The following is a 19,806-nucleotide window of genomic DNA, read 5'->3' on the forward strand; positions in this document are numbered from 1 at the left end:
CTTTTAGAACATCCCATCGGCAGACGACAGCATCTCCAATTTCTGCCGGAAAAAAACCGAATAATTTCACTTTATTGTAACAGATTTCAAAAAAGGTTTCAACCTTGTAACCAAAAAATCCAACGGCTTTTTTGTGAAATCAGGCGAAGAACGGGTGGATTAAGAAGTTAAGTGGTAAAAGGTTGTTGGAATGGGGAAAAAGGGGTACAATAGGGAAGAATTTGACGGCAGGGAGAGAATGAAAATGTCAGTGGAATCGGTAAAGCAATATCTGAAACAGTGGGGAAAGGATACAGCGGTGATGGAATTTCCCGTGTCCAGCGCCACAGTGGATTTGGCGGCTGAGGCTCTGGGAGTCATTCCGGCCCGCATCGCCAAGACCCTCTCCTTTGAGGATTCGGAAGGATGTATCTTGATCGTAGCGGCAGGGGATGCCCGCATTGACAATCCGAAATTTAAAGCCAAGTTTGGACGCAAGGCAAGGATGCTGTCGCCCGATCAGGTGCTGGAGCTCACCGGGCATCCGGTGGGAGGGGTGTGTCCCTTTGATGTGGACCCCCATAAAGTCAAAGTGTATACCGATGTATCCTTACAGCGGTTTGATACCGTATTTCCCGCCTGCGGCAGCGGCAATTCGGCGGTGGAACTGAGCTGTGAAGAGCTTACTCAGTGCTCTAGGAGCCTGGAATGGATCGATGTATGCAAGAATTGGCAAGATGCCTGATCCATACAAAAAATAAAAAAGACGGACTGTCCTTTTTCAGGCAGTCCGTCTTTTGGTTTATCTATCAGTTTTCAATCTAGTGTTCTTCATGACTGGTATATGTACCTTGAAGGATATCCTCCAGTGTTTCCTTTGGAATGCAGGTGATGGGCAGAATGGGCTTGGGATTTGGATCATATGTCCCGATTTGTTTTTCAAACCAAGCCACATCGTGCCATTTCCCGCACTTGTACCCGGTGTTGCGGTAGGTACCAAGGCGCACGAATCCCAGGGACTTATGGAGCCTTTCACTTTTTTCATTGGGAACCGTCACGCCGCCGTACACCGTTTTGACGCCTTGCCGCTTGAGTAGTTCCATTAAGATGCGGTAAAGTCTTGTCCCGATCCCTCTGGACGTTACAGCCTCATCCAAATAAATGGACAGCTCCGCGTTCCACTGGTAAGCCTCCCGTTCCATTTGCCGATGGGCGTATGCGTATCCCACGATGGCTCCCTCTTCTTCACACACCAAGTAGGGGTACTCACTCCCAATGGACGCAATGCGTCCGGCGAATTCCTGCTGGGAGGGCAGAGTACATTCAAAAGTGACGGGGGTATCCATGTACTGCGCATAGATCCGCAGCAGGGACGGGGCGTCGGCAGGAACAGCGAACCGAATGTTCATGATGGTCTCCAGAATCCGTCCCAAAGGACGTTTGATGGTTTACTCGATGTTCTCGCCCAACTGGCCGACGCTCTGAGCTTTCAGATAGGCGTTGATGAAGCCGTCCAGATCGCCGTCCATAACGGCGCCAATATTGCCCGATTCAAAACCGGTGCGGTGATCCTTGACCAGGGTATAGGGCATAAATACATAGGAACGGATCTGGGAACCCCAGGCGATTTCCTTCTGCACGCCCTTGATGTCCTCAATGCGTTCCAGATGCTCCCGCTCCTTGATCTCGATGAGCTTGGATTTGAGCATGGTCATACACACCGCCCGATTCTGGTGCTGGCTGCGCTCCACCTGGCAGGACACCACAATGCCGGTGGGGATGTGGGTGATACGCACGGCCGATTCGGTCTTGTTGACCTTCTGGCCGCCGGCTCCGCTGGAACGGTAGGTATCCACCTTCAGATCCTCATCCCGGATCTCAATGTCGATGTCGTCGCTGATCTCAGGCATGACCTCCAGGGAGGCGAAGGAGGTGTGACGGCGGCCGGACGCGTCGAAGGGGGAGACGCGCACCAGACGATGCACGCCCACCTCGCATTTCAGATAACCGTAGGCGTTCTCACCCTCCACCAGGATGGAGGCGCTTTTGATGCCGGCCTCTTCGCCGTCCAGATAGTCGAGGATCTTGTACTTAAACCCGTGACGTTCGGCCCAACGAGTGTACATCCGGTAGAGCATCATGGCCCAGTCCTGGGCCTCGGTGCCGCCGGCTCCCGCGTGGAAGGTCAAAATGGCGTTGTTCTGATCGTACTCGCCCGACAGCAGGGTGGCCAGCTTCTGGGTTTCCAGCTCGTTTTCCACCTTGGCGACCGCCTCTTTGGCCTCGTCTAAGAGGGAGAGGTCCTCCTCCTCATCGGCCAATTCGATGAGGGTATGGGCGTCGTCGTATTCGCGGCATAAATTTTCATGGATTGCAATTTTATTCTTAATGGCGCTGATGCGCTGGAGAACCTTTTGAGACGCCTGCATATCGTCCCAGAAGTTGGGATCGGCCGATTGTTTTTCCAGCTTCTCCAATTCTGGAAGCAGCAAGCTGATGCCGAGAGCTTCCTTTAGATCCCGGATGCCGGGTTCCAGTTCCTCCAAGTGCAGTCGCAGTTCTTCGTATTGTACCATGGTATCCATCCTTTACAAAAATGCAGAGATCCTCTGCCAGAAAATAGCGGAACGAAATCATTATAGGGTAGTATTTCTTAAATGTAAAGAGAAATCAGGGGACGAGAAAAAAAGAAGGAAAAAAGTATTGACAAACTGGGAAAAATGGGTCATACTATGTGCAAATCTTATAATAAAACCGTTGAGCAAGAGGAGTAAGCGCCGGGAATCAGGTCATAAGAGAGTTGCAGATGGTGGGATTGCAGCGGCAGGAGCGGCGGTGAATGGCCTTGCGAGGGCAGCCCCAACGTCGGCTATATGCCGGCCAGTAGGCGCTGACGGAACCCCAATCCGTTACCAATCGGGTGCATATGATGGTATGCAAAGCGAGTGGGCGGATTTCCGTCAATTTGGGTGGTATCGCAGAAGTGAGAGCTTTTGTCCCTTAGTTTGGGACAAAAGCTTTTTTTATTCTCAGCCGGATTCTTGTAAAACGGATGCGGGGCATCCCGCGAAAGGAGTGGAGGTTTCATGGCAAAGCCGACCTTGGAACAAATGAAACAGTTGCAGGGAGACTACAGCGTCATCCCGGTGTGCGAGGAGATTTACGCCGACGTCACACCGCCCATCGCCCTGTTGCGCAGGCTGATGGGACAAAGTGAAAAATGCTATTTGCTGGAAAGCGTGGAGGGCGGCAAACGATGGGGCCGTTACTCCTTCCTGGGCTTTGATCCGTTGGTGGAAGTCATCTGTCACAACGGCACGGTGGTTGTCCAGAAGGCGGCGGACGACGGGGTGGAAGTCCGATCCTTTGCCGCCGACCGGCCTATGGAGACGCTGCGGGAGGTTCTCCGGGACTACCGATCCCCTAAGCTGGAGGGGATGCCTCCCTTCACCGGCGGACTGGTAGGATACTTCTCCTACCGCATGGTAGGGTACGCCGAGCCGGTGCTGAAGCTGCGGGAGAGCCAATTTAACGATTACCATCTGATGCTGTTTGACCGGGTCATTGCCTACGACCATTTGACTCAGAAAATCCTAGTGGTGGTCAACGTCCCTATAGGCGATCTGGAGGCGGGATACGACCGGGCTTTGAAGGAGATTCAGAAGCTCATCGCCCTCATCCGGGATACGGCGCCGCTTCCGGTGTTCAACGCCGACGAGCATCCTCAGTTTTCCTGCAACGTCACCAAGGAGGAATTTTGCCGCCGGGTGGAGAAAACCAAGGGATACATCACCGAAGGGGATATCTTCCAAGCCGTCATTTCCCGTCGGTTTGAGGCCGACTACCAGGGCAGCCTTTTGAATACCTACCGGGTGCTGCGCACCACCAATCCCTCGCCCTACATGTTTTACATCCGCACCGGCGACGTAGAGATCGCCGGTACCTCCCCGGAGACCCTCATCAAATTGCAGCACGGCAAGCTCTCCACCTATCCTGTGGCCGGAACCCGTCCCCGCGGCGCCGACGACCAGGAGGATGCGGAATTGGAACGGGATCTTTTAAGCGACGAGAAGGAGCTGGCCGAACACAACATGCTGGTAGATTTGGCCCGCAACGACTTGGGGAAAATCTCCCGGTTTGGCTCGGTCAAGGTCAAGGAATACATGCAGATCCATCGGTATTCCCAGGTCATGCACATCGCCTCCATTGTGGAGGGGGACATCCGTCCCGACAAGGACGCCGCCGACGCCATTGTCACCGCCCTGCCGGCGGGGACGCTGTCCGGCGCCCCTAAGATCCGGGCCTGCCAGATCATCGACGAGGTGGAAGGGGAGCCCCGGGGCATCTACGGAGGTGCCATTGGATACATCGACTTCTCCGGCAATATGGATGTATGCATCGCTATCCGGATGGCCGTCAAAAAGGACGGCAAGGTGACGGTCCAAGCGGGAGGCGGCATTGTGGCCGACAGCGTCCCGGAGAATGAATATCAGGAAAGCGCCAACAAGGCCAGAGCCGCTATGAACGCCGTCATTCGAGCAAGCGAGGTGAATGAGTGATGATTCTTCTCATCGACAATTACGATAGTTTTTCTTACAATCTGGTGCAGATGCTGGGATGCATTCAGCCCGATGTCCATACGGTGCGAAACGACAAGATCACCATAGAGGAGATCAAGACATTGGCGCCTTCTCATATTATCCTGTCTCCCGGGCCTGGATATCCCAAGGATGCTGGCATCTGTGAACAGCTGGTAACCGAGATGGCGGGGAAGGTGCCGATTCTAGGAGTGTGTCTGGGACACCAGGCCATCTGTGAAGCCTTTGGGGGAAAGATCATCCATGCGGCCCAGTTGATGCACGGCAAGCAAAGCCAGGTGTCCATCCGTGCCGACGAGCCTATTTTCCGGGGCCTTGGTCCCGTGATGCAGGCCGCCCGGTATCATTCCCTGGCCGCCGATCGGGAGTCTTTCCCAAAAGAATTGTGCATCATCGGGGAGGACCCGTCCGGCGAGATCATGGCGGTGCGCCATCGGGACTACCAGGTGTATGGACTTCAGTTCCATCCGGAGTCCATCCTGACGCCCCAAGGGGATCGGATCCTCCAAAACTTCCTGGACATCCAAACTGCGGTAAAATAGGGATTGTATCGGAAAAGATGAACGAGATGCAACTGGAAAAATTAACAGATTGATTGGATTTTCTTGTGTGAATTGTCTAGGATGGAGCGCGATTTGGAGGGTTTTCCATGAATATGGGAAAATCTTGAAGCTATTCACAATTTGTTCATAATTATATGTTACCTTTTGCATAGGGTAAAAGACGAAAATATTGTGCAAAAGCTCCGGTGGAGGGCTTCATCCGCACTAGATGGACTGAGAAAGGATGACGTAACGATGAAAAAAATTGTGAATAAGAGGACTTATAATACCAATACCGCTACTAAAATCGGCACCTATTGTGAAGGCCAGTTCGGCGATCCTGCCGGTTATGAGGAGAGCCTCTATAAGACGAAAAAAGGTCAGTATTTCCTGCATGGTATTGGCGGTGCAGAATCCAAATACCCGGAGGAAGACTTGGTCCCCGTCACTAAAGAAGAGGCCAATGCCTGGTACAGTGCCCACGTGGAATAAGACGTTTGGACAGTTGTTCACATTTTATCCCGCGAGAATTTTATCGATTGCCCCTTGCAAAAAACGAGGGGAAGCGTTATACTAAAGATAATAGGAAAAAACCATTGATTCAGTGTGGCTGTATAGGCTTCAGATTCAGAGAGCCGGGTGTGCTGGGAACCGGCGCTGGGTTTATACAAAGGCCGTTGGGCTGATGAGGGCGGGCCGAATCTCTCCGTTGGCTTTGGGTAGAGAGTAGTAGATCCCGACGCATTCCCTGCGTTATTGGGGAGCGGGCGTGATGGCGTCCGGTTGAGTGGGCGCAGGATGCGTCAAATAAGGTGGTACCGCAGGTTTTTACAGCTTGTCCTTTGTGTAAGGGCAAGCTGTTTTTGTTTGCCGCAAAACACCAATATCCTGGAACCATCACCAGGAAAAACAGATAAAACCAATTTTTTGAATTTTAACAGGTGAGGTGCTAGTTATGGGGAACATTGGGAAATTTGGAGAATACGGCGGGCGGTATGCCCCTGAAATCTTGATGCATGCATTGACTGATCTGGAAAAGAATTTTCATGAAGCCATGAATGATCCGGCCTTTGTGGAAGAACTGACGTATTATCTGACGAACTATGCCAATCGTCCGTCCCTCTTGTACTACGCGCAGCGCATGACTGAGGATTTGGGCGGTGCAAAAATCTATTTTAAGAGAGAGGATCTCAACCATACCGGATCCCATAAGATCAATAACGTCCTGGGACAAGCGCTGTTAGCCAAACGCATGGGGAAAAAGAAGGTCATCGCAGAGACCGGCGCAGGACAGCACGGTGTAGCCACTGCTACCGCCGCAGCATTGTTTGATATGGAATGCGAAGTCTTTATGGGTATTGAGGATACCCAGCGTCAGGAGCTCAATGTATTCCGTATGAGGATGCTGGGGGCCAAGGTCACGCCTGTGACATCGGGCACCGGTACCCTGAAGGACGCCACCAATGAAGCCATCCGGACCTGGGCTGCCCGCGCGGAGGATACCTTCTATATTCTAGGATCGGCAGTGGGTCCTCATCCTTATCCCACCATTGTGCGGGAATTCCAAAGCGTGATCAGCAAGGAGATCCGCCGCCAGATGATGGAAGCCGAAGGACGTCTGCCTGACTGTGTGGTGGCCTGTGTAGGCGGAGGCTCCAACGCCATCGGCGCCTTCAGTGATTTCATCGACGAACCATCGGTGCGTCTGGTGGGCGCGGAAGCCGCTGGATTGGGGGTGGATACTGAACTTCATGCTGCAACCATTACAAAAGGCCGCACCGGTGTGCTCCACGGCATGAAATCCCTTTTCCTCCAGGACGATCACGGCGGTATCATGCCGGTGTACTCCATCTCGGCCGGTCTGGATTACCCAGGCGTTGGACCTCAGCACGCGTACTTGGCAAAGAGCGGCCGTGCTGACTACTATCCCATCACCGATAAAGAGGCGGTGGAAGCGATGCTTTATCTCAATAAAAAAGAGGGCATTCTACCGGCTATCGAAAGTTCGCACGCCGTAGCCCAAGCTATGAAATTGGCTCCCCAGATGAGTAAAGATGAGATCATGGTGATCTGCCTGTCGGGACGCGGTGACAAGGATGTTTATTCAGTAGCTAAGTATTTGGGCGAAGATATAGGCAGGCCGGAGTGAGGAGGAATATCCTATGTCTGTGGAAATTAGAACCATTGCATCCCAAGAGGAAGCCAATCAAGTGGCAGCCCTGGCCAAAGAGATATGGACACAGCATTATGAGCCGCTCATCGGGTTGGATCAAGTCAACTATATGATTGAGAAATTCCAGTCCGGTTCGTGCATCTATAGGGACATCAGTCAAAACGGTTATACCTATTATGTGGCGGAAGACGGGGACAAGATGATAGGCTACTGTGCTGTGCATCCGGAAGAGGATAAAACTTTTCTCAGCAAGATATATGTGCACAAAGATTACCGGGGACAAAGAATCGCCCGCCGCTTTGTGGAGCTCGTGTGCGGCAAAGCAAATGCTAGGGGCGACCGATACGTCTATTTGACGGTCAACAAAGAGAATGCAGGATCCATTGCTGCGTATGAAGCTATGGGTTTTTGCAAAGTGAAATCCATATGTACCGATATCGGCAGTGGATATGTCATGGATGACTACGTCATGCAGCGGGATTTATGAAGATAACCATAGTGTGAAATAAAAAAGGCCGCAGGCTTCCTAGGAAGTCTGCGGCCTTTTTTATCGGTTGTATGTACAAAGATGAAAGAGTCTTAATTCTTATTCAAATGGATCAGGATTCTCACTTTCATCAATGTCCAGTTTTTTTACTTCGGAGTAAGCGCCGTTGTCTCCCTGGACGATCGTACCGATATCGCAGAGATAATGGGTCAAGGTTGCGCCATTTCCTTCCTCAGGGTTTCCGTACAGATAGACAGCTGTTCCACCATTATCGTTGCTAACAGTGGTATTCTCCAAGTAGCAGGTAGCCGGATAGCGATAAGCGCTGTTGCTGCGGTTGCCGATTACCAGTGCGGCTGCGGGAACTTCGTTTCCACTGCCCCAATTGGCATTATCATATTTGCCTTGATCATCGAACTGACCAGTAGTTTTGACGGTGCAGTTGATCAGGTTGGCAGTACCGCCGCGGACGATCAAGCCCTGACGCTGGCCAATCAAGGTGCTGTCTTTAATATCCAATGTTCCAGGGATGTTAAAGAGAATGGCAGCATTGTCGGAGTTATCGGTCTTGCACTCCAATGTGGAATTGGAGATATTGATATCAACGCCACCAAATTTACCATTGTCCGAAGCATTGGTGCTGATGCAATAGGTACCCGATTTAATCTTGGAATCGACAATGTTAAGGGTAGCATCCTGTCCTTCGGGCTGGAATCCTGCGCCCTCCCAGGTTACATTGTTCAGGTTGAGAGTGGCTCCTGCTTTAACAGCGATGTCCAAGGCGTTCCATGCAAAGTCGCCAGTACGCTTCACTGTGCCGTTTTCAACGGTCAGAGAATCAGTGACCTGAGTACAATAGGCAACCTTTTGACCATTTACCTCTGTAATACTGTCAAATTCCATGGACAATGTTTTGCCGTTCAAGTCGATGCGGGTATCGCCAGCTTGGCTCTGAGGAATGATATCGTTAATCTTGATATCTTGGGTCAATTGGATGGTCTCGTTTTCCGAAGCGTTCTTAACAGCATCCATAAAATCTTCGGTAGTGGAAACTGTTGTCAGGTACTCAGCATCCTTGTCGTACTGATCGTTTCCAAAGCCGTCTTCTTCCTCGGTGTATTGGGTGGCATTGAGGATGATGTCAGCAGAGAAGCTCTTATCCTGATACTCATTGCCGGCCTCTTCTTCCATGCCGTACACCAGAATAAACTGCAGGGATTCGTCTTTCAGTACAGGCAGCTCCAGACCCTGGGCAATGGTTGCCAATTCGCTCATGGGACGTTTGGTGAACTGTCCGGTGACTTTGCCGCCCTTCACCTGGACAAAGTCAAACCACAGGGCGTCCTGCAGTCCGCCGTCAATTACAGTAAAGTCCAGCTTGATCTTGGCAGCCAGAGTGCCGTTGTTTTGCACCTTCAGGAGTTTAGCCGAGGATTTGCCGGGCTCCCACAGGGTCTCGTTGAGGATGGGGTTAGGATCTTTCTTCAGATCCTGGCCTTCCTCTTCAAAGGTGAAGGGTTTGCCGCCGTTGACGCCTTCAATGGTGAAGCCGCCGGTACCTTCTTGGGCCAGGTCATAGGCATAGGCGTCGATGGACAGGGAGCCGGATTGAATCTTGTTGCCCTTGTTTACGACACTGTCGGTAAACCAGGCGAAGGTGGTGCCAGCCAGCATGGCGATGCATACGAGCACAGCCAAGCCGCTTGCCAGCAGCGAACGTTTTGTGGTTTTCATGTGTATCCTCCTTGTTTTTGTTTACTGAGATGCTTGAAAAACTGGGGAATGCTCTTTTGCTTCAAATATCAAAAAAGCAGAAGAGGCTGGGGCGGTAGAAAACATATTATTTCGAGAAGGAAACAGTGTCTTCACCAGTGATGGTAGCGCCTTGATTACCGATGAGTTCGGTAATACCAGTGTCAGTAGTGACAGCAGTATTGGAACCGGTAAAGTTGAAGGTGTTGCTCTTGCCATCGCCAACAAATGCACCAGCGTTGGTTGCAGTGCCATTGGAAACGATATTTGTAATCTCAGTGGTGCAGTCTTTGAAATTAACGGTAACGCCGCTGAATCCGCGCCAGTAACCATTCCCCACGAATCCGCCGATGCCGGAAATCGAAGAAGATGATTCGAATTTTAGACCAGAGACATCACAGTCGTTAAAATTAAAGATATTACCGGACTGTCCATAGATCTGGCCAATTAAACCAGCGGCTCCTGAAAGAGAAGACGTAGACTTTTTCAGGGTGCAATTTTGCACATCGCAATTATTAAAAGTTTTGTTGCCATAGTTGGAGAAGCCGACAATAGCGCCAAATCCGTTGCTGCCAGCTGTAATAACAGTATCTTTCACCAACAGGTTTTCAAATGTAAAAGTACCTTCATTGAGCTGGCCAATAATACCGCCAACCTTCCAGCTGGAACCGGTAATCTGGCAGCTTTCCACAGTGCAGTTGTTGATTTTAGCATAGCCTTGGCCGGAAATACCACCCAGGAAATTGCCGCCGGTGATGGTGCTGTTTTTTACGGTGCAACCATCGATAGTGCCAGTGTACCCTTCGCCAACGATACCGCCAGTGTAAGAATCGTCGCTGGGTTTCCCATTGACAGTGACGCCGTCCACTGTGACGTTTTGGATGGTAGATCCCTTTGATTGACCTGCCAAGACTCCTGTCTTACCAGTGGTAGCATCCACAGTACCGCCGCTGATGGTAACATCTTGAACAGCAGCGTTATCCAAAGTGCCAAATAGACCAGTATAACCTTCGTTTGTAGTAGGATTCAGATTTTTGACTGTGTTGCCATTGCCATCGAAGGTGCCTTCAAAAGGATGGGAATTGTTACCGATGGGAGTCCATTCCTGATTTCCCAGGCTGACATCTCCGGTAAGTTCAATGGTCTTGTCCTTAAAGGATGTACCTTGTTCTACCAGCTGTGCCAAACCAGCGAGAGCCTCTGGAGAATCCAGCTCATAAGAAGGAGCGTCCGGATCGGCTTGTTCAAACCAATCGGTATCAGTGGTTTCTCCATCCCAAGCTTTGTACTCAGCGTCTTTATCGTACTGATCGCTGCCGAAACCGTCTTCTTCCTCGGTGTACTGGGTGGCCAGGATAGCGATGTCAGCAGAGAAGCTCTTATCCTGATACTCATTGCCGGCCTCTTCGTTCATGCCGTACACCAGAATAAACTGTACATTTTGTCCCGCCAATACAGGCAGCTCCAGATTCTGGGCGATGGTTGCCAATTCGCTCATAGGACGTTTTGTGAACTGTCCGGTGACTTGTCCGTCCTTCACCTGGATGAAGTCAAACCACAGGGCGTCCTGTAGTCCGCCATCGGTCAGAACAAACTCCAGCTTGATCTTGGCAGCCAGAGTACCGTTGTTTTGTACCTTCAGGAGTTTAGCCGAGGATTTGCCGGGTTCCCACAGGGTCTCGTTGAGGATGGGGTTAGGATCTTTCTTCAGATCCTGGCCTTCCTCTTCAAAGGTGAAGGGTTTGCCGCCGTTGACGCCTTCAATGGTGAAGCCGCCGGTACCGTCCTTATCAAGGTCATAGGCATAGGCGTCGATGGACAGGGAACCAGACTGGATCTTGTTGCCCTTGTTTACGACGCTGTCGGTAAACCAGGCGAAGGTGGCGCCCGCCAGCATGGCGATGCATACGAGCACAGCCAAGCCGCTTGCCAGCAGGGAACGTTTTGTGGTTTTCATGATCTTTACCTCCTGCATTATGATATTTTTAACAGATAAAATTTAGTGTTTTATCTGTTTTTAACAAGATGAACGACATCGACGACTAGATCTGTCACTAAACTACAATTATCTTAATTTTAACATAAAGTATTTCTTGTTTCAACCTAAATTAGAAAATAATTCCTAAAAAATAGAAAAAATTATACAAAAAATTTATCCGGACTTCAACTAAGTTTATAAAATATTTTTTGTACTATTTTAATATATTTTAATATGATGTAGTACATTTTGAAATACAAAAAGCCCAGATGAAGGAAACATCTGGGCTTTTTCAATCCAAAGGGCTTAATAACGATTGTCAAAAATCCGGGTAGATTTTTTTTCACTGCGGGGAAGGTCTCCGATATTTACCGCCTTTGGAACAATAGCAATGCCAATTCGGCTCTTGAATACAATGGCGATGATTTCTTCTAACTGAGCGGCATCCGTTCCTTGATCCTTCTCTACAAATAGGGTCATAATATCCTTGCCGTTGAGATGGTCGATCATCACTTGATATTCACTGGAAGCACCGGGGATATCGTGAAGAACTTCCTCAATCTGGCTGGGGAAGATATTGACCCCCTTGACCTTGATCATATCGTCGGTGCGGCCGATGAGGGTGTCGATGCGTGGATAGTCCAGGCCGCAGGCACAGTCGCCGGGAAGGAAACGGGTGAGATCGTGGGTCCGGTAACGGATGAGGGGAGCGCCCTCTTTTCGCAGGGTGGTGATGACCAGTTCGCCAATCTCGCCGTCCGGGACAATTTCACCGGTTTTAGGATCGACAATTTCACAGTAGATATAATCGTCCCAATAATGCATACCGCATTCGTGGTCGCAGCTCATGCCGATGCCGGGACCGTATACCTCGGTGAGGCCATAGATATCGTAGAGCTGTACGCCCAGTTCAGCGGCGATGCGGCGGCGCATCTTCTCCCCCCAGCGTTCGGAACCGATGATGCCTTTTTTCAGATGAATCTGATCGCCAATGCCGCGGCGGGCGATTTCCTCAGCCAACAGCAGGGCGTAAGATGAGGTGGCGCACAGTACCGTCGATTTCAGATCCACCATCATGCGAAGCTGTTTGTCGGTGTTGCCCGGGCCCATGGGGATGGCCATTGCACCCAAACGTTCCACACCGGCTTGAAACCCGATACCGGCTGTCCACAAACCGTATCCGGGGGTGATGTGGACCCGGTCCAGATTGGTGACGCCGGCGGTGCGGTAACACCGTTCAAACATAACGGCCCAATCTTCAATATCCTGCTTGGTGTAGGGGATGATGACCGGCGTACCGGTTGTGCCCGACGACGAGTGGATGCGGACGATTTCACTGTCCGGCACGGCTTGGAGTCCCAGCGGATAGGCCTCACGCAGATCCCCCTTCCAGGAAAAGGGAAGTTTTTCAAAGTCCGACTGGGTTTGAATGGCGTCGATGTCGATACCGTCAAATTTTTTCTGATAAAAGCCGCCCGGTATGGACGTCAATTTCTTCAGCTGTTTTTTAATCAGGTCAAATTGGAATTGCTTCATTTTCATCGATCAGTTCCCCCTTGTGCTGCCGCTATGCCAGCGTGCAGAGCTTTTATATTGAGTTCCACAAACCGCTGTGGCAGCCGCTGGTGGATGGTCTCTTCCAGTTGTTCTTTCGAAAGCCCCAGCAGACCGGCTCCGCAGGCGGCTCCCAACAAAGCGACGTTGAGAACTTTGGCCGAACCGCACTGCTTGCAAATGGCTCCGCCGTCCACAAGGATGAGGTGATTTACATGCTGTTTTAGGTAGTCCAGCATCTCATCGCCGTCGTAATGCCCGCCCAGGGAGGCGGTCACCGGGCGGATGGCTTTTTGGCTGACCACCACTGCGCCGTCCGGTTTGAGATAGGGAAGGCACCGTACTGCTTCGGCCGGTTCAAAGCCCAGAATGACGTCGGCTTTCCCAAGCGGGATCATGGGGGAATGGATCTCCTCCCCGATGCGGACGTGGCTGACGACACAGCCGCCCCGTTGGGCCATACCGATGGTCTCAGCCGTCCGTGCATTGAGGCCCCGGTTCATGGCCGATTGGGCGATGAGCTTGGAAGCCAGTACCGTTCCCTGACCGCCCACGCCGGCCAACATACAATTGATGGTCATTTCTGGTCACCTCCGATGGCTCCTACCGGACAGACTTGGGCGCAGATAGAGCAGCCGTAACACAAGCTGGGTTCGATGAAAGCCTTTTTGCCCTCCATGGTGGTGGCGGGACATCCCAGTTCACGGATGCACTTTTGACAGCCGATGCATTTCCCCTCGTCCACAGAGAACAGTCCTGCCGGTTTTGTGACGGCGATACAAGGGGACTTGAAGATGACAGCCGATACGCCTTTGATCCCGGCAGCCTCTTTGACAGCCTCGATAGCGGCTTTTAAGTCCAGCGGATCGACCGTGGCAACATGTTTCACTCCGATGGCTTCCAGCACTGTGGGGATACTGATCTTCTGGGAGACGTCCCCCATCATGGTGATACCGGTGCCGGGATGGGGCTGATGTCCAGTCATAGCGGTGGTGGAATTGTCCAGCACAATGAGCACGATATCGGTCTGGTTGTAAACGGCGTTGACCACGCCTGTGATGCCGGAGGCGAAGAAAGTGGAGTCGCCGATAAAGGAAAAGTTGACGGCGTCGGGTTCCACGCGATGGAGGCCCTGGGCCATAGTGACGTCAGCACCCATGCAAAGGCAGGTATCCACCATATCCAAAGGCTGGGCATTGCCCAAGGTATAGCATCCGATATCGCCGGAGAACACAGCCTTTTTCCCCTTCATGGCCTGCTTGACGGCGTAGAAGGAAGCGCGATGGGGGCATCCGGCACACAGCACTGGCGGACGAATTGGCATGGAGGGCAGTTCAGGAAGTTCGGGTGCTTCATAGGGAAGCTCCAAAAACCGGGATACCGCTTCCCGCACCGATTCCACCGTATTCTCACCGGCAGGCGGAATGTCGCCGGTCAGCTTGCCGCGGATGGTGACATTCAAATGATGTTTGCCGCAGAGATAGGTCAGTTCCCGTTCTATGACCGGATCCAGTTCCTCGATGACCAGCACTTCATCCAGGCCGTCCAAAAACTCCAGCGCCAGTTTTTCCGGGAAGGGATGAGGCGTGGCCACCTTCAAAAGTTTAGGAGTAAGCTCTCCCAGGACTTCCCGGGTATATTCGTAGCTGACGCCGCCGGTGGCGATACCGCGTTTGCCCGAACCGGTCAGTTCATTGAAACGATAGGAGGAAAAATCCTCGCCGATGCGGGGATTGCGCCCTTCAATCATCTTGTGATTCTGGAAGGAGAGGCGGGGGAAGATGACCCAGCGGGAAGAGTCCTTGACAAACCCTTCGGGATCATGGTCCTGCCGTTCACCGTCCACCTGAATGGAGGCACAACCGTGGCATACCCGGGTAGTGGGACGGAATAAGACCGGGGTATGATACTTTTCCGAATACGCAAAGGCATCCACGATCATCTCGTAGGCTTCCTCCGGAGAACAGGGGTCAAACACCGGCAGCTTGCTGAACTGCGCGAAATGCCGGGTATCCTGTTCGGTCTGGGAGGAAATGGGGCCGGGATCATCGGCCACAGCGATGACCATTCCGCCTTTGACGCCCACATAAGCTAGACTCATCAGCGGATCGGAAGCCACGTTAAGACCCACCTGTTTCATCGTGACCAAAGTGCGGGCGCCGGCATAGGCAGCGCCGGCGGCAACTTCCAGAGCGGCTTTTTCATTGACCGACCACTCCACGTAGACATCGCCGGGATTATTTTTAGCGATGGTTTCCAAAATTTCGGTTGACGGTGTGCCAGGGTAACCGGCCACAACGCGGACGCCGGCGCGAATCGCACCCAATCCGATGGCCTGATTGCCCATCAAAAACTGTTTTTCCAAGGGTTGGCACCCTCCTGTCCATGTAAATTTCCCAAATAGTACCGCGCAGGGATGTGCTTCATAAATCCCCAACGCTTGCTGCCGAGAAACTGTCTTCTTTCTCGGATATGGTAACTATCTATTATTATACGCTTTCTCTCTTATTTTTGCAATTTTCCCGATAAAACTCCATCATTTTCTGGCCTCTTTTACCAGCAAAGCCTGGATTCGCAACAAAAAAGCCGCCGGCATCCGCCAACGGCTTTGGTTTATCGAGCCCATTTCATGGGGAATCGGTTGTTAATTCCATCGATGAGTGACTTGATAGAACAGTCCGGCAGATCCAGCCATGGCCCAGCGTCTCTCAGCTGATCCAGCATATGGGCGTCGGAATTGAGAAACAGGGGTATGGACTGCAAAATAGGATGTTCCTTTTTAAGGGTTTCTACATCCCCCTTGCTGGAGATTTCCGCCGCTGTGAACCCGGCTTCCGGCGGGATGGCGCCCAAAGAGGCCAGGATACTGTAAGCGCTCTTATCGATGTGGGCGGGAAAGCAAGCCCCACCAAAGGAAGCAACTAAATCGTGGATCTGGTCTACTCCAATGTCGGCGGCCGTCACCAGCAGAAGAGGTTCTGTGCCGATGATATTATCCTCTTCGTCCATAATAAGCTGCCGGCCAAAGATATCGTCATCTGCCGGCAGGGGAGGAATTTTCTGATGCACATAATCTGAGAATGTTGCCGATGCGTCCAGATCGGGTAGCAGGCACACCACATGGATATCCTCCGCCGTACACAGCTCCATCCCAGGCACCACCGTCACTCCGATCTGCCGTCCCGCTTCCACCGCCGCCGGACAGTTGAGGCAAGAATTGTGATCGGTGACGGCGATCATGGTGAGACCGCATAGTTTGGCCATGTTGACGATATTGTTGGGCGTCATGTCGTTATCGCCGCAGGGGGATAGGGCCGAATGAATGTGCAAATCGTAGTGGATCTTCATCCCAGGCACCGGGACAATTCCACCGCCAAAGCGTAGGTGGGTTTCTCGCTGCCTAAGACGGGAATGCCCTCCTCGTCGGCGCGGGTCTTGGCATCCGCGTCAAACTCAGCCCGTTCGGCCAGGATGATGCAGGCCGTGTCGGCCAAAGAGGCCACGGCGATGGAATTGAGATTGCCCATCACAGTGATCCAAGCGTCGCCTTCCTGGGCACGGCCCATGACCCAGCTGAGGAGGTCGCCGCAGTATCCGCCTGTGACAGGACGGTTAAGCCCTTCTTCACCGGCAAGAATCTTCAAATCAAGGGCCTTTGCAATTTGAGCCACCGTCATTGGGAATCACCCTCCTTGGGAGAAATAGATGGATGAGGGACATACCCCTCGATTTCAGTCAACTGGTTGGCGATGGACTGGATGCGTTCCCGCATCTTAAAGATGCAGTCGCTCTCCTTGGCCTGACCTAGTACGATATCCTCAGCCAGAGCGCGGCAGGATGGGGCGCCGCAGGATCCACAGTCCAAGCCCGGCAGGGATTCGGCGATGCCTTGGGCCTGGGTCATGCGTTCCATGGCCTCTACTACATTGTCGGCCAGATTGAGCACCGGTGCAAATTCCAGTTCCGACGTCCACTTCAGTTGGGGAGGAATAGCCTCCCCACTTAGATGGTTGCAGGATACCGGCAGATATTTGCGCAGTTTCTGGATGCGCGCCCGGGCCACGTATGGATTCTCTACCGTAAAGACGCCGCCGACGCATCCGCCGGGACAGGCGTTTAACTCGATAAAATCCAGTTCGCTGAGACGTTCGTCCTCCAGCTCCTCCAGCACCTTGATGACGTTTTCAATGCCGTCGGCCGCTAAGTATTGTTCGTTGAGCAAAGCTGCCGATTCGCCGCCAATACCGGCCCATCCCACGCCGATGATGCCGGAGTGGGACAAGGATTCTGTGTGGCCGTCCAGTTTATTCATGGCTCCCACCAGGGCAGGATAGATGTCGCTGATGGCGATGGCGCCGTCCACCGCCGAATGTTCAATGCCGATGGGCATCTTGATGTCGGTCACCTTGGCGGCGCAGGGGGTGATGAAAAAGACGCCGATGTCGCTGAGCGGGAGACCGGTTTGTTCGTGAGCCTCCCGTTTGGCCATGATGGCGGCCGTCTCCATGGGAGCTTTGAGGGGAAGGACATTTTCACAAAGATCGGGAAAACGCACTCGAATAAGGCGTACCACCGCCGGACAGGCAGAACTGATGACCGGTTTCGGGATCTTGCCTTCGCTCATGACGCGGCGGGTGGCTTCGCTGATGATCTCCGCCCCCCGCGATACCTCAAACACGTGGTCAAACCCGATCTTTTTCAGGCCGGTAAGAACTGTATCGATATCGTCCAGATTGTTAAACTGGCCGTAGAGGGTGGGGGCGGGCAGGGCGATTTTATATTTGAACTTTTCGATGGACTCGATGGGATCAGGACGCGCCTTTTTGGCGTGGTAAGGGCACACACGGATGCACACCGAGCAGTCAATGCACCGCTCGCTCATGATGACCGCCTTGCCTCCCCGGACGCGGATGGCCTCAGTGGGACAGCGTTTGATACAGTTGGTGCACCCTTTGCATTTATCCTTATCGAGGGTAACCGAATGGAAAAAACGATCCAAAGCGGGTCACTCCTTTGCAGGGCCAAAAGAGGCCTTGTTTGCCGGATGGGTTATTTGCCTGGGACAAATACCGTCATCGATACGGTCGTCCCCTTGCCGATTTCGGTGTCGATGTTCATTTGGTCGGTGTATTTTTTGATGTTGGGCAGGCCCATACCGGCGCCGAAACCCAGGGAACGGACGTTGTCAGGGGCAGTGGACCAGCCCTCCTGCATGGCCTTTTCCACGTCCGGGATGCCGGGGCCGTGGTCGATGAGCTGGATGTCGATGCGGTCGGGGGCGATGTCGATCTCAGCTGCGCCGCCGTTTGCATGGATGACCATATTGATCTCCCCCTCGTACATGGCGATGGCCACACGGCGCACAGCCTCAGAGGGGAACCCCAATTTTTTCAACCGGTTTTTGACCATGCCGGAGGCTTCGCCGGCACGGGTAAAATCGTCGCCGGGGACGTCGTAATGCAGATGAATGGACTGGCTCATTCCAACTCACATCCCCCTCGCAGGCCATGGGTATACAGAAGGCCGCAGGCCGTAAACAGCCGGTAAGGCGTAGCAAGCAGGGCGATATCCCGCTGTTTGGCCAGCTGGACAATGGAATCATCCGGGGTTTTGCCCCGCACAAAGACAATGCATTTCATCTCCATCATCTCGGCTGTGCGCACCACCTGGGGATTGACCAGACCGGTGAGCAGCACCGATTGATCCTTGACAAAGGCCAATACGTCGCTCATCATATCGCTGCCGCAGGCGGTATGGACCTCGGCATCCAGGGCTTCCTCATCGGCCCAGATGATATTGGCTTTGAGGATTTCTGCGATTTCACGTACCAACATGGTATGATTCCTCCCATCACAAATCAGATACCGGAATGCTTCCAGCAATTATACCATATTTTTTAATTTTAGAAAAGGTTTTTTGCTAGATTTTTCTACCAAAACTCTGTATTTTTCCCCATGGATCACTATTCCTCTAGCTCCACACATAATTTCTGGATTAAGTTTTCAAGAGTATCGTCGAAGGATGAGAATCGTAAATCCCTTTCCAGCTTTTCTACTAAGACTAGCTCTTTGGCTTTCGCCAGTGCGCCACTCATGTTGCAGACTCGAAACAAAAACGGCATTAGGAAATAGAATTGCTTGTTCTTGATGATTTTTAGGCACTTGATAACTTCTTTGGGTTTTGCATTTTGAAAAATCACATCATCTACAATTTCGCTTTCACCTGGCTCACTTGCCATCCATTGAAAGAATCTTACGGCTTCTTCTTGTCGAAACTTTGTTGCTAACTCCATAGTCACTCCACCTTTTTATTGATTTGGTACTATCTAGTACACAAGTATAACGCCCTTTCCTGATATAATCAAGCCGGTGTGTACTAGATAGTATCATTTTTGGAGGAACATACAATGAATAAGTTTATTCAGGACATTAGTATTGGAGAAAATTTACTACGACTTAGAAAAGCCTATGGATTATCCCAAGCAGATTTGGTTAGTGAGTTGCAATTGCGTGGAAGTACAATGTCTCGTAATACCTATTCCAAAATTGAAAATGGCGTTCGCAACATAAAAATTAGCGACCTGATTTTGCTAAAGGTCATTTATGATGTTGACTTTTCCGAGCTATTTGACGGTTTAATTCCATCCGATATACCGAAGTTGGGTCAGCTTTGACCGCTGCTTATAACAAAATCGCCGGATGCTTAACAGATAGAAAAAATGCCCGCTGAATGATAAGAATTCA

At 51.9% G+C, this 19,806-nt stretch carries 20 protein-coding genes and 1 other annotated feature; of the genes, 7 read left to right on the forward strand and 13 right to left on the reverse strand.

Features of this window, described 5'->3' with window-relative positions:
* The first annotated feature begins 244 nt into the window (after positions 1 to 244).
* On the forward strand, positions 245 to 724 hold the full coding sequence (locus C12CBH8_RS02770; RefSeq protein WP_215533490.1) for a YbaK/EbsC family protein: 480 nt from the start codon (positions 245 to 247) through the stop codon (positions 722 to 724).
* Positions 725 to 800: 76 nt separating this feature from the next.
* On the opposite strand, the gene C12CBH8_RS02775 is transcribed toward C12CBH8_RS02770, so the two are convergent.
* Both C12CBH8_RS02775 and prfB read right to left on the reverse strand, forming a co-directional pair.
* On the reverse strand, positions 801 to 1,388 hold the full coding sequence (locus C12CBH8_RS02775) for a GNAT family N-acetyltransferase (protein WP_246441661.1): 588 nt from the start codon (positions 1,386 to 1,388) through the stop codon (positions 801 to 803).
* A 39-nt stretch (positions 1,389 to 1,427) separates the two neighbouring features.
* Complete coding sequence (prfB, locus tag C12CBH8_RS02780; RefSeq protein WP_090265923.1) at positions 1,428 to 2,555, reverse strand: peptide chain release factor 2; 1,128 nt, start codon at positions 2,553 to 2,555, stop codon at positions 1,428 to 1,430.
* A gap of 172 nt (positions 2,556 to 2,727) precedes the next feature.
* Positions 2,728 to 2,983: a binding site (T-box leader), on the forward strand.
* 82 nt (positions 2,984 to 3,065) lie between these two features.
* Here prfB and trpE point away from each other — a divergent pair.
* The 5 genes from trpE (at position 3,066) to C12CBH8_RS02805 (ending at position 7,779) form a co-directional block, all read left to right on the forward strand.
* A complete protein-coding gene (trpE, locus tag C12CBH8_RS02785) occupies positions 3,066 to 4,538 on the forward strand; it encodes an anthranilate synthase component I (RefSeq protein ID WP_215533491.1) in 1,473 nt (490 codons plus the stop codon).
* On the forward strand, positions 4,538 to 5,119 hold the full coding sequence (locus C12CBH8_RS02790) for an anthranilate synthase component II (protein WP_090265928.1): 582 nt from the start codon (positions 4,538 to 4,540) through the stop codon (positions 5,117 to 5,119). Before trpE ends, C12CBH8_RS02790 begins: the two co-directional genes overlap by 1 nt.
* Before the next feature lie 255 nt (positions 5,120 to 5,374).
* Positions 5,375 to 5,611, forward strand: a complete 237-nt coding sequence (locus C12CBH8_RS02795; RefSeq protein ID WP_090265930.1) for a hypothetical protein — start codon at positions 5,375 to 5,377, stop codon at positions 5,609 to 5,611.
* A gap of 463 nt (positions 5,612 to 6,074) precedes the next feature.
* The gene (trpB, locus tag C12CBH8_RS02800) at positions 6,075 to 7,268 is read left to right on the forward strand and encodes a tryptophan synthase subunit beta (protein WP_090265932.1); all 1,194 of its coding nucleotides are present in this window, start codon (positions 6,075 to 6,077) and stop codon (positions 7,266 to 7,268) included.
* A 13-nt stretch (positions 7,269 to 7,281) separates the two neighbouring features.
* Entirely contained in the window at positions 7,282 to 7,779 is a 498-nt protein-coding gene (locus C12CBH8_RS02805; RefSeq protein ID WP_215533492.1) for a GNAT family N-acetyltransferase, read from the forward strand.
* A 99-nt stretch (positions 7,780 to 7,878) separates the two neighbouring features.
* Here the strand turns inward: C12CBH8_RS02805 and C12CBH8_RS02810 are convergent, their stop codons facing one another.
* The 11 genes from C12CBH8_RS02810 to C12CBH8_RS02860 form a co-directional block, all read right to left on the reverse strand.
* The gene (locus C12CBH8_RS02810; protein ID WP_215533493.1) at positions 7,879 to 9,513 is read right to left on the reverse strand and encodes a hypothetical protein; all 1,635 of its coding nucleotides are present in this window, start codon (positions 9,511 to 9,513) and stop codon (positions 7,879 to 7,881) included.
* 106 nt (positions 9,514 to 9,619) lie between these two features.
* Positions 9,620 to 11,488 carry a right-handed parallel beta-helix repeat-containing protein gene (locus C12CBH8_RS02815; protein ID WP_215533494.1) on the reverse strand — a complete coding sequence of 623 codons (1,869 nt, stop codon included), beginning with the start codon at positions 11,486 to 11,488 and terminating at the stop codon, positions 9,620 to 9,622.
* 327 nt (positions 11,489 to 11,815) lie between these two features.
* Complete coding sequence (locus tag C12CBH8_RS02820) at positions 11,816 to 13,045, reverse strand: phenylacetate--CoA ligase family protein (RefSeq protein WP_390489951.1); 1,230 nt, start codon at positions 13,043 to 13,045, stop codon at positions 11,816 to 11,818.
* A gap of 2 nt (positions 13,046 to 13,047) precedes the next feature.
* Positions 13,048 to 13,644 carry an indolepyruvate oxidoreductase subunit beta gene (locus tag C12CBH8_RS02825; RefSeq protein WP_090265180.1) on the reverse strand — a complete coding sequence of 199 codons (597 nt, stop codon included), beginning with the start codon at positions 13,642 to 13,644 and terminating at the stop codon, positions 13,048 to 13,050.
* Entirely contained in the window at positions 13,641 to 15,428 is a 1,788-nt protein-coding gene (gene iorA, locus C12CBH8_RS02830) for an indolepyruvate ferredoxin oxidoreductase subunit alpha (protein WP_215533495.1), read from the reverse strand. The genes C12CBH8_RS02825 and iorA overlap by 4 nt, the downstream gene beginning before the upstream one ends.
* 248 nt (positions 15,429 to 15,676) lie before the next feature.
* Positions 15,677 to 16,411: a PHP domain-containing protein gene (locus tag C12CBH8_RS02835; protein ID WP_215533776.1), complete on the reverse strand. Its 735-nt coding sequence runs from the start codon at positions 16,409 to 16,411 to the stop codon at positions 15,677 to 15,679.
* The gene (locus C12CBH8_RS02840) at positions 16,408 to 16,740 is read right to left on the reverse strand and encodes a DRTGG domain-containing protein (protein ID WP_215533496.1); all 333 of its coding nucleotides are present in this window, start codon (positions 16,738 to 16,740) and stop codon (positions 16,408 to 16,410) included. Before C12CBH8_RS02840 ends, C12CBH8_RS02835 begins: the two co-directional genes overlap by 4 nt.
* Positions 16,737 to 18,062 (reverse strand): [Fe-Fe] hydrogenase large subunit C-terminal domain-containing protein, encoded by a 1,326-nt coding sequence (locus C12CBH8_RS02845; protein ID WP_215533497.1) that lies wholly within the window; start codon positions 18,060 to 18,062, stop codon positions 16,737 to 16,739. Before C12CBH8_RS02845 ends, C12CBH8_RS02840 begins: the two co-directional genes overlap by 4 nt.
* A 50-nt stretch (positions 18,063 to 18,112) precedes the next feature.
* Positions 18,113 to 18,544 carry an ATP-binding protein gene (locus C12CBH8_RS02850; protein ID WP_090265173.1) on the reverse strand — a complete coding sequence of 144 codons (432 nt, stop codon included), beginning with the start codon at positions 18,542 to 18,544 and terminating at the stop codon, positions 18,113 to 18,115.
* Positions 18,541 to 18,897: a DRTGG domain-containing protein gene (locus tag C12CBH8_RS02855; RefSeq protein ID WP_215533498.1), complete on the reverse strand. Its 357-nt coding sequence runs from the start codon at positions 18,895 to 18,897 to the stop codon at positions 18,541 to 18,543. The genes C12CBH8_RS02850 and C12CBH8_RS02855 overlap by 4 nt, the downstream gene beginning before the upstream one ends.
* Before the next feature lie 128 nt (positions 18,898 to 19,025).
* Positions 19,026 to 19,355, reverse strand: coding sequence for a hypothetical protein (locus tag C12CBH8_RS02860; protein WP_099323274.1), 330 nt, complete (start codon positions 19,353 to 19,355; stop codon positions 19,026 to 19,028).
* Between the two features lie 114 nt (positions 19,356 to 19,469).
* On the opposite strand from C12CBH8_RS02860, the gene C12CBH8_RS02865 reads away from it, so the two are divergent.
* Positions 19,470 to 19,736: a helix-turn-helix domain-containing protein gene (locus C12CBH8_RS02865; protein WP_099323275.1), complete on the forward strand. Its 267-nt coding sequence runs from the start codon at positions 19,470 to 19,472 to the stop codon at positions 19,734 to 19,736.
* The last annotated feature ends 70 nt before the right edge of the window (positions 19,737 to 19,806 follow it).

It is taken from the genome of Solibaculum mannosilyticum, assembly GCF_015140235.1.
GTDB classification, from domain to species: Bacteria; Bacillota; Clostridia; order Oscillospirales; family Acutalibacteraceae; genus Solibaculum; species Solibaculum mannosilyticum.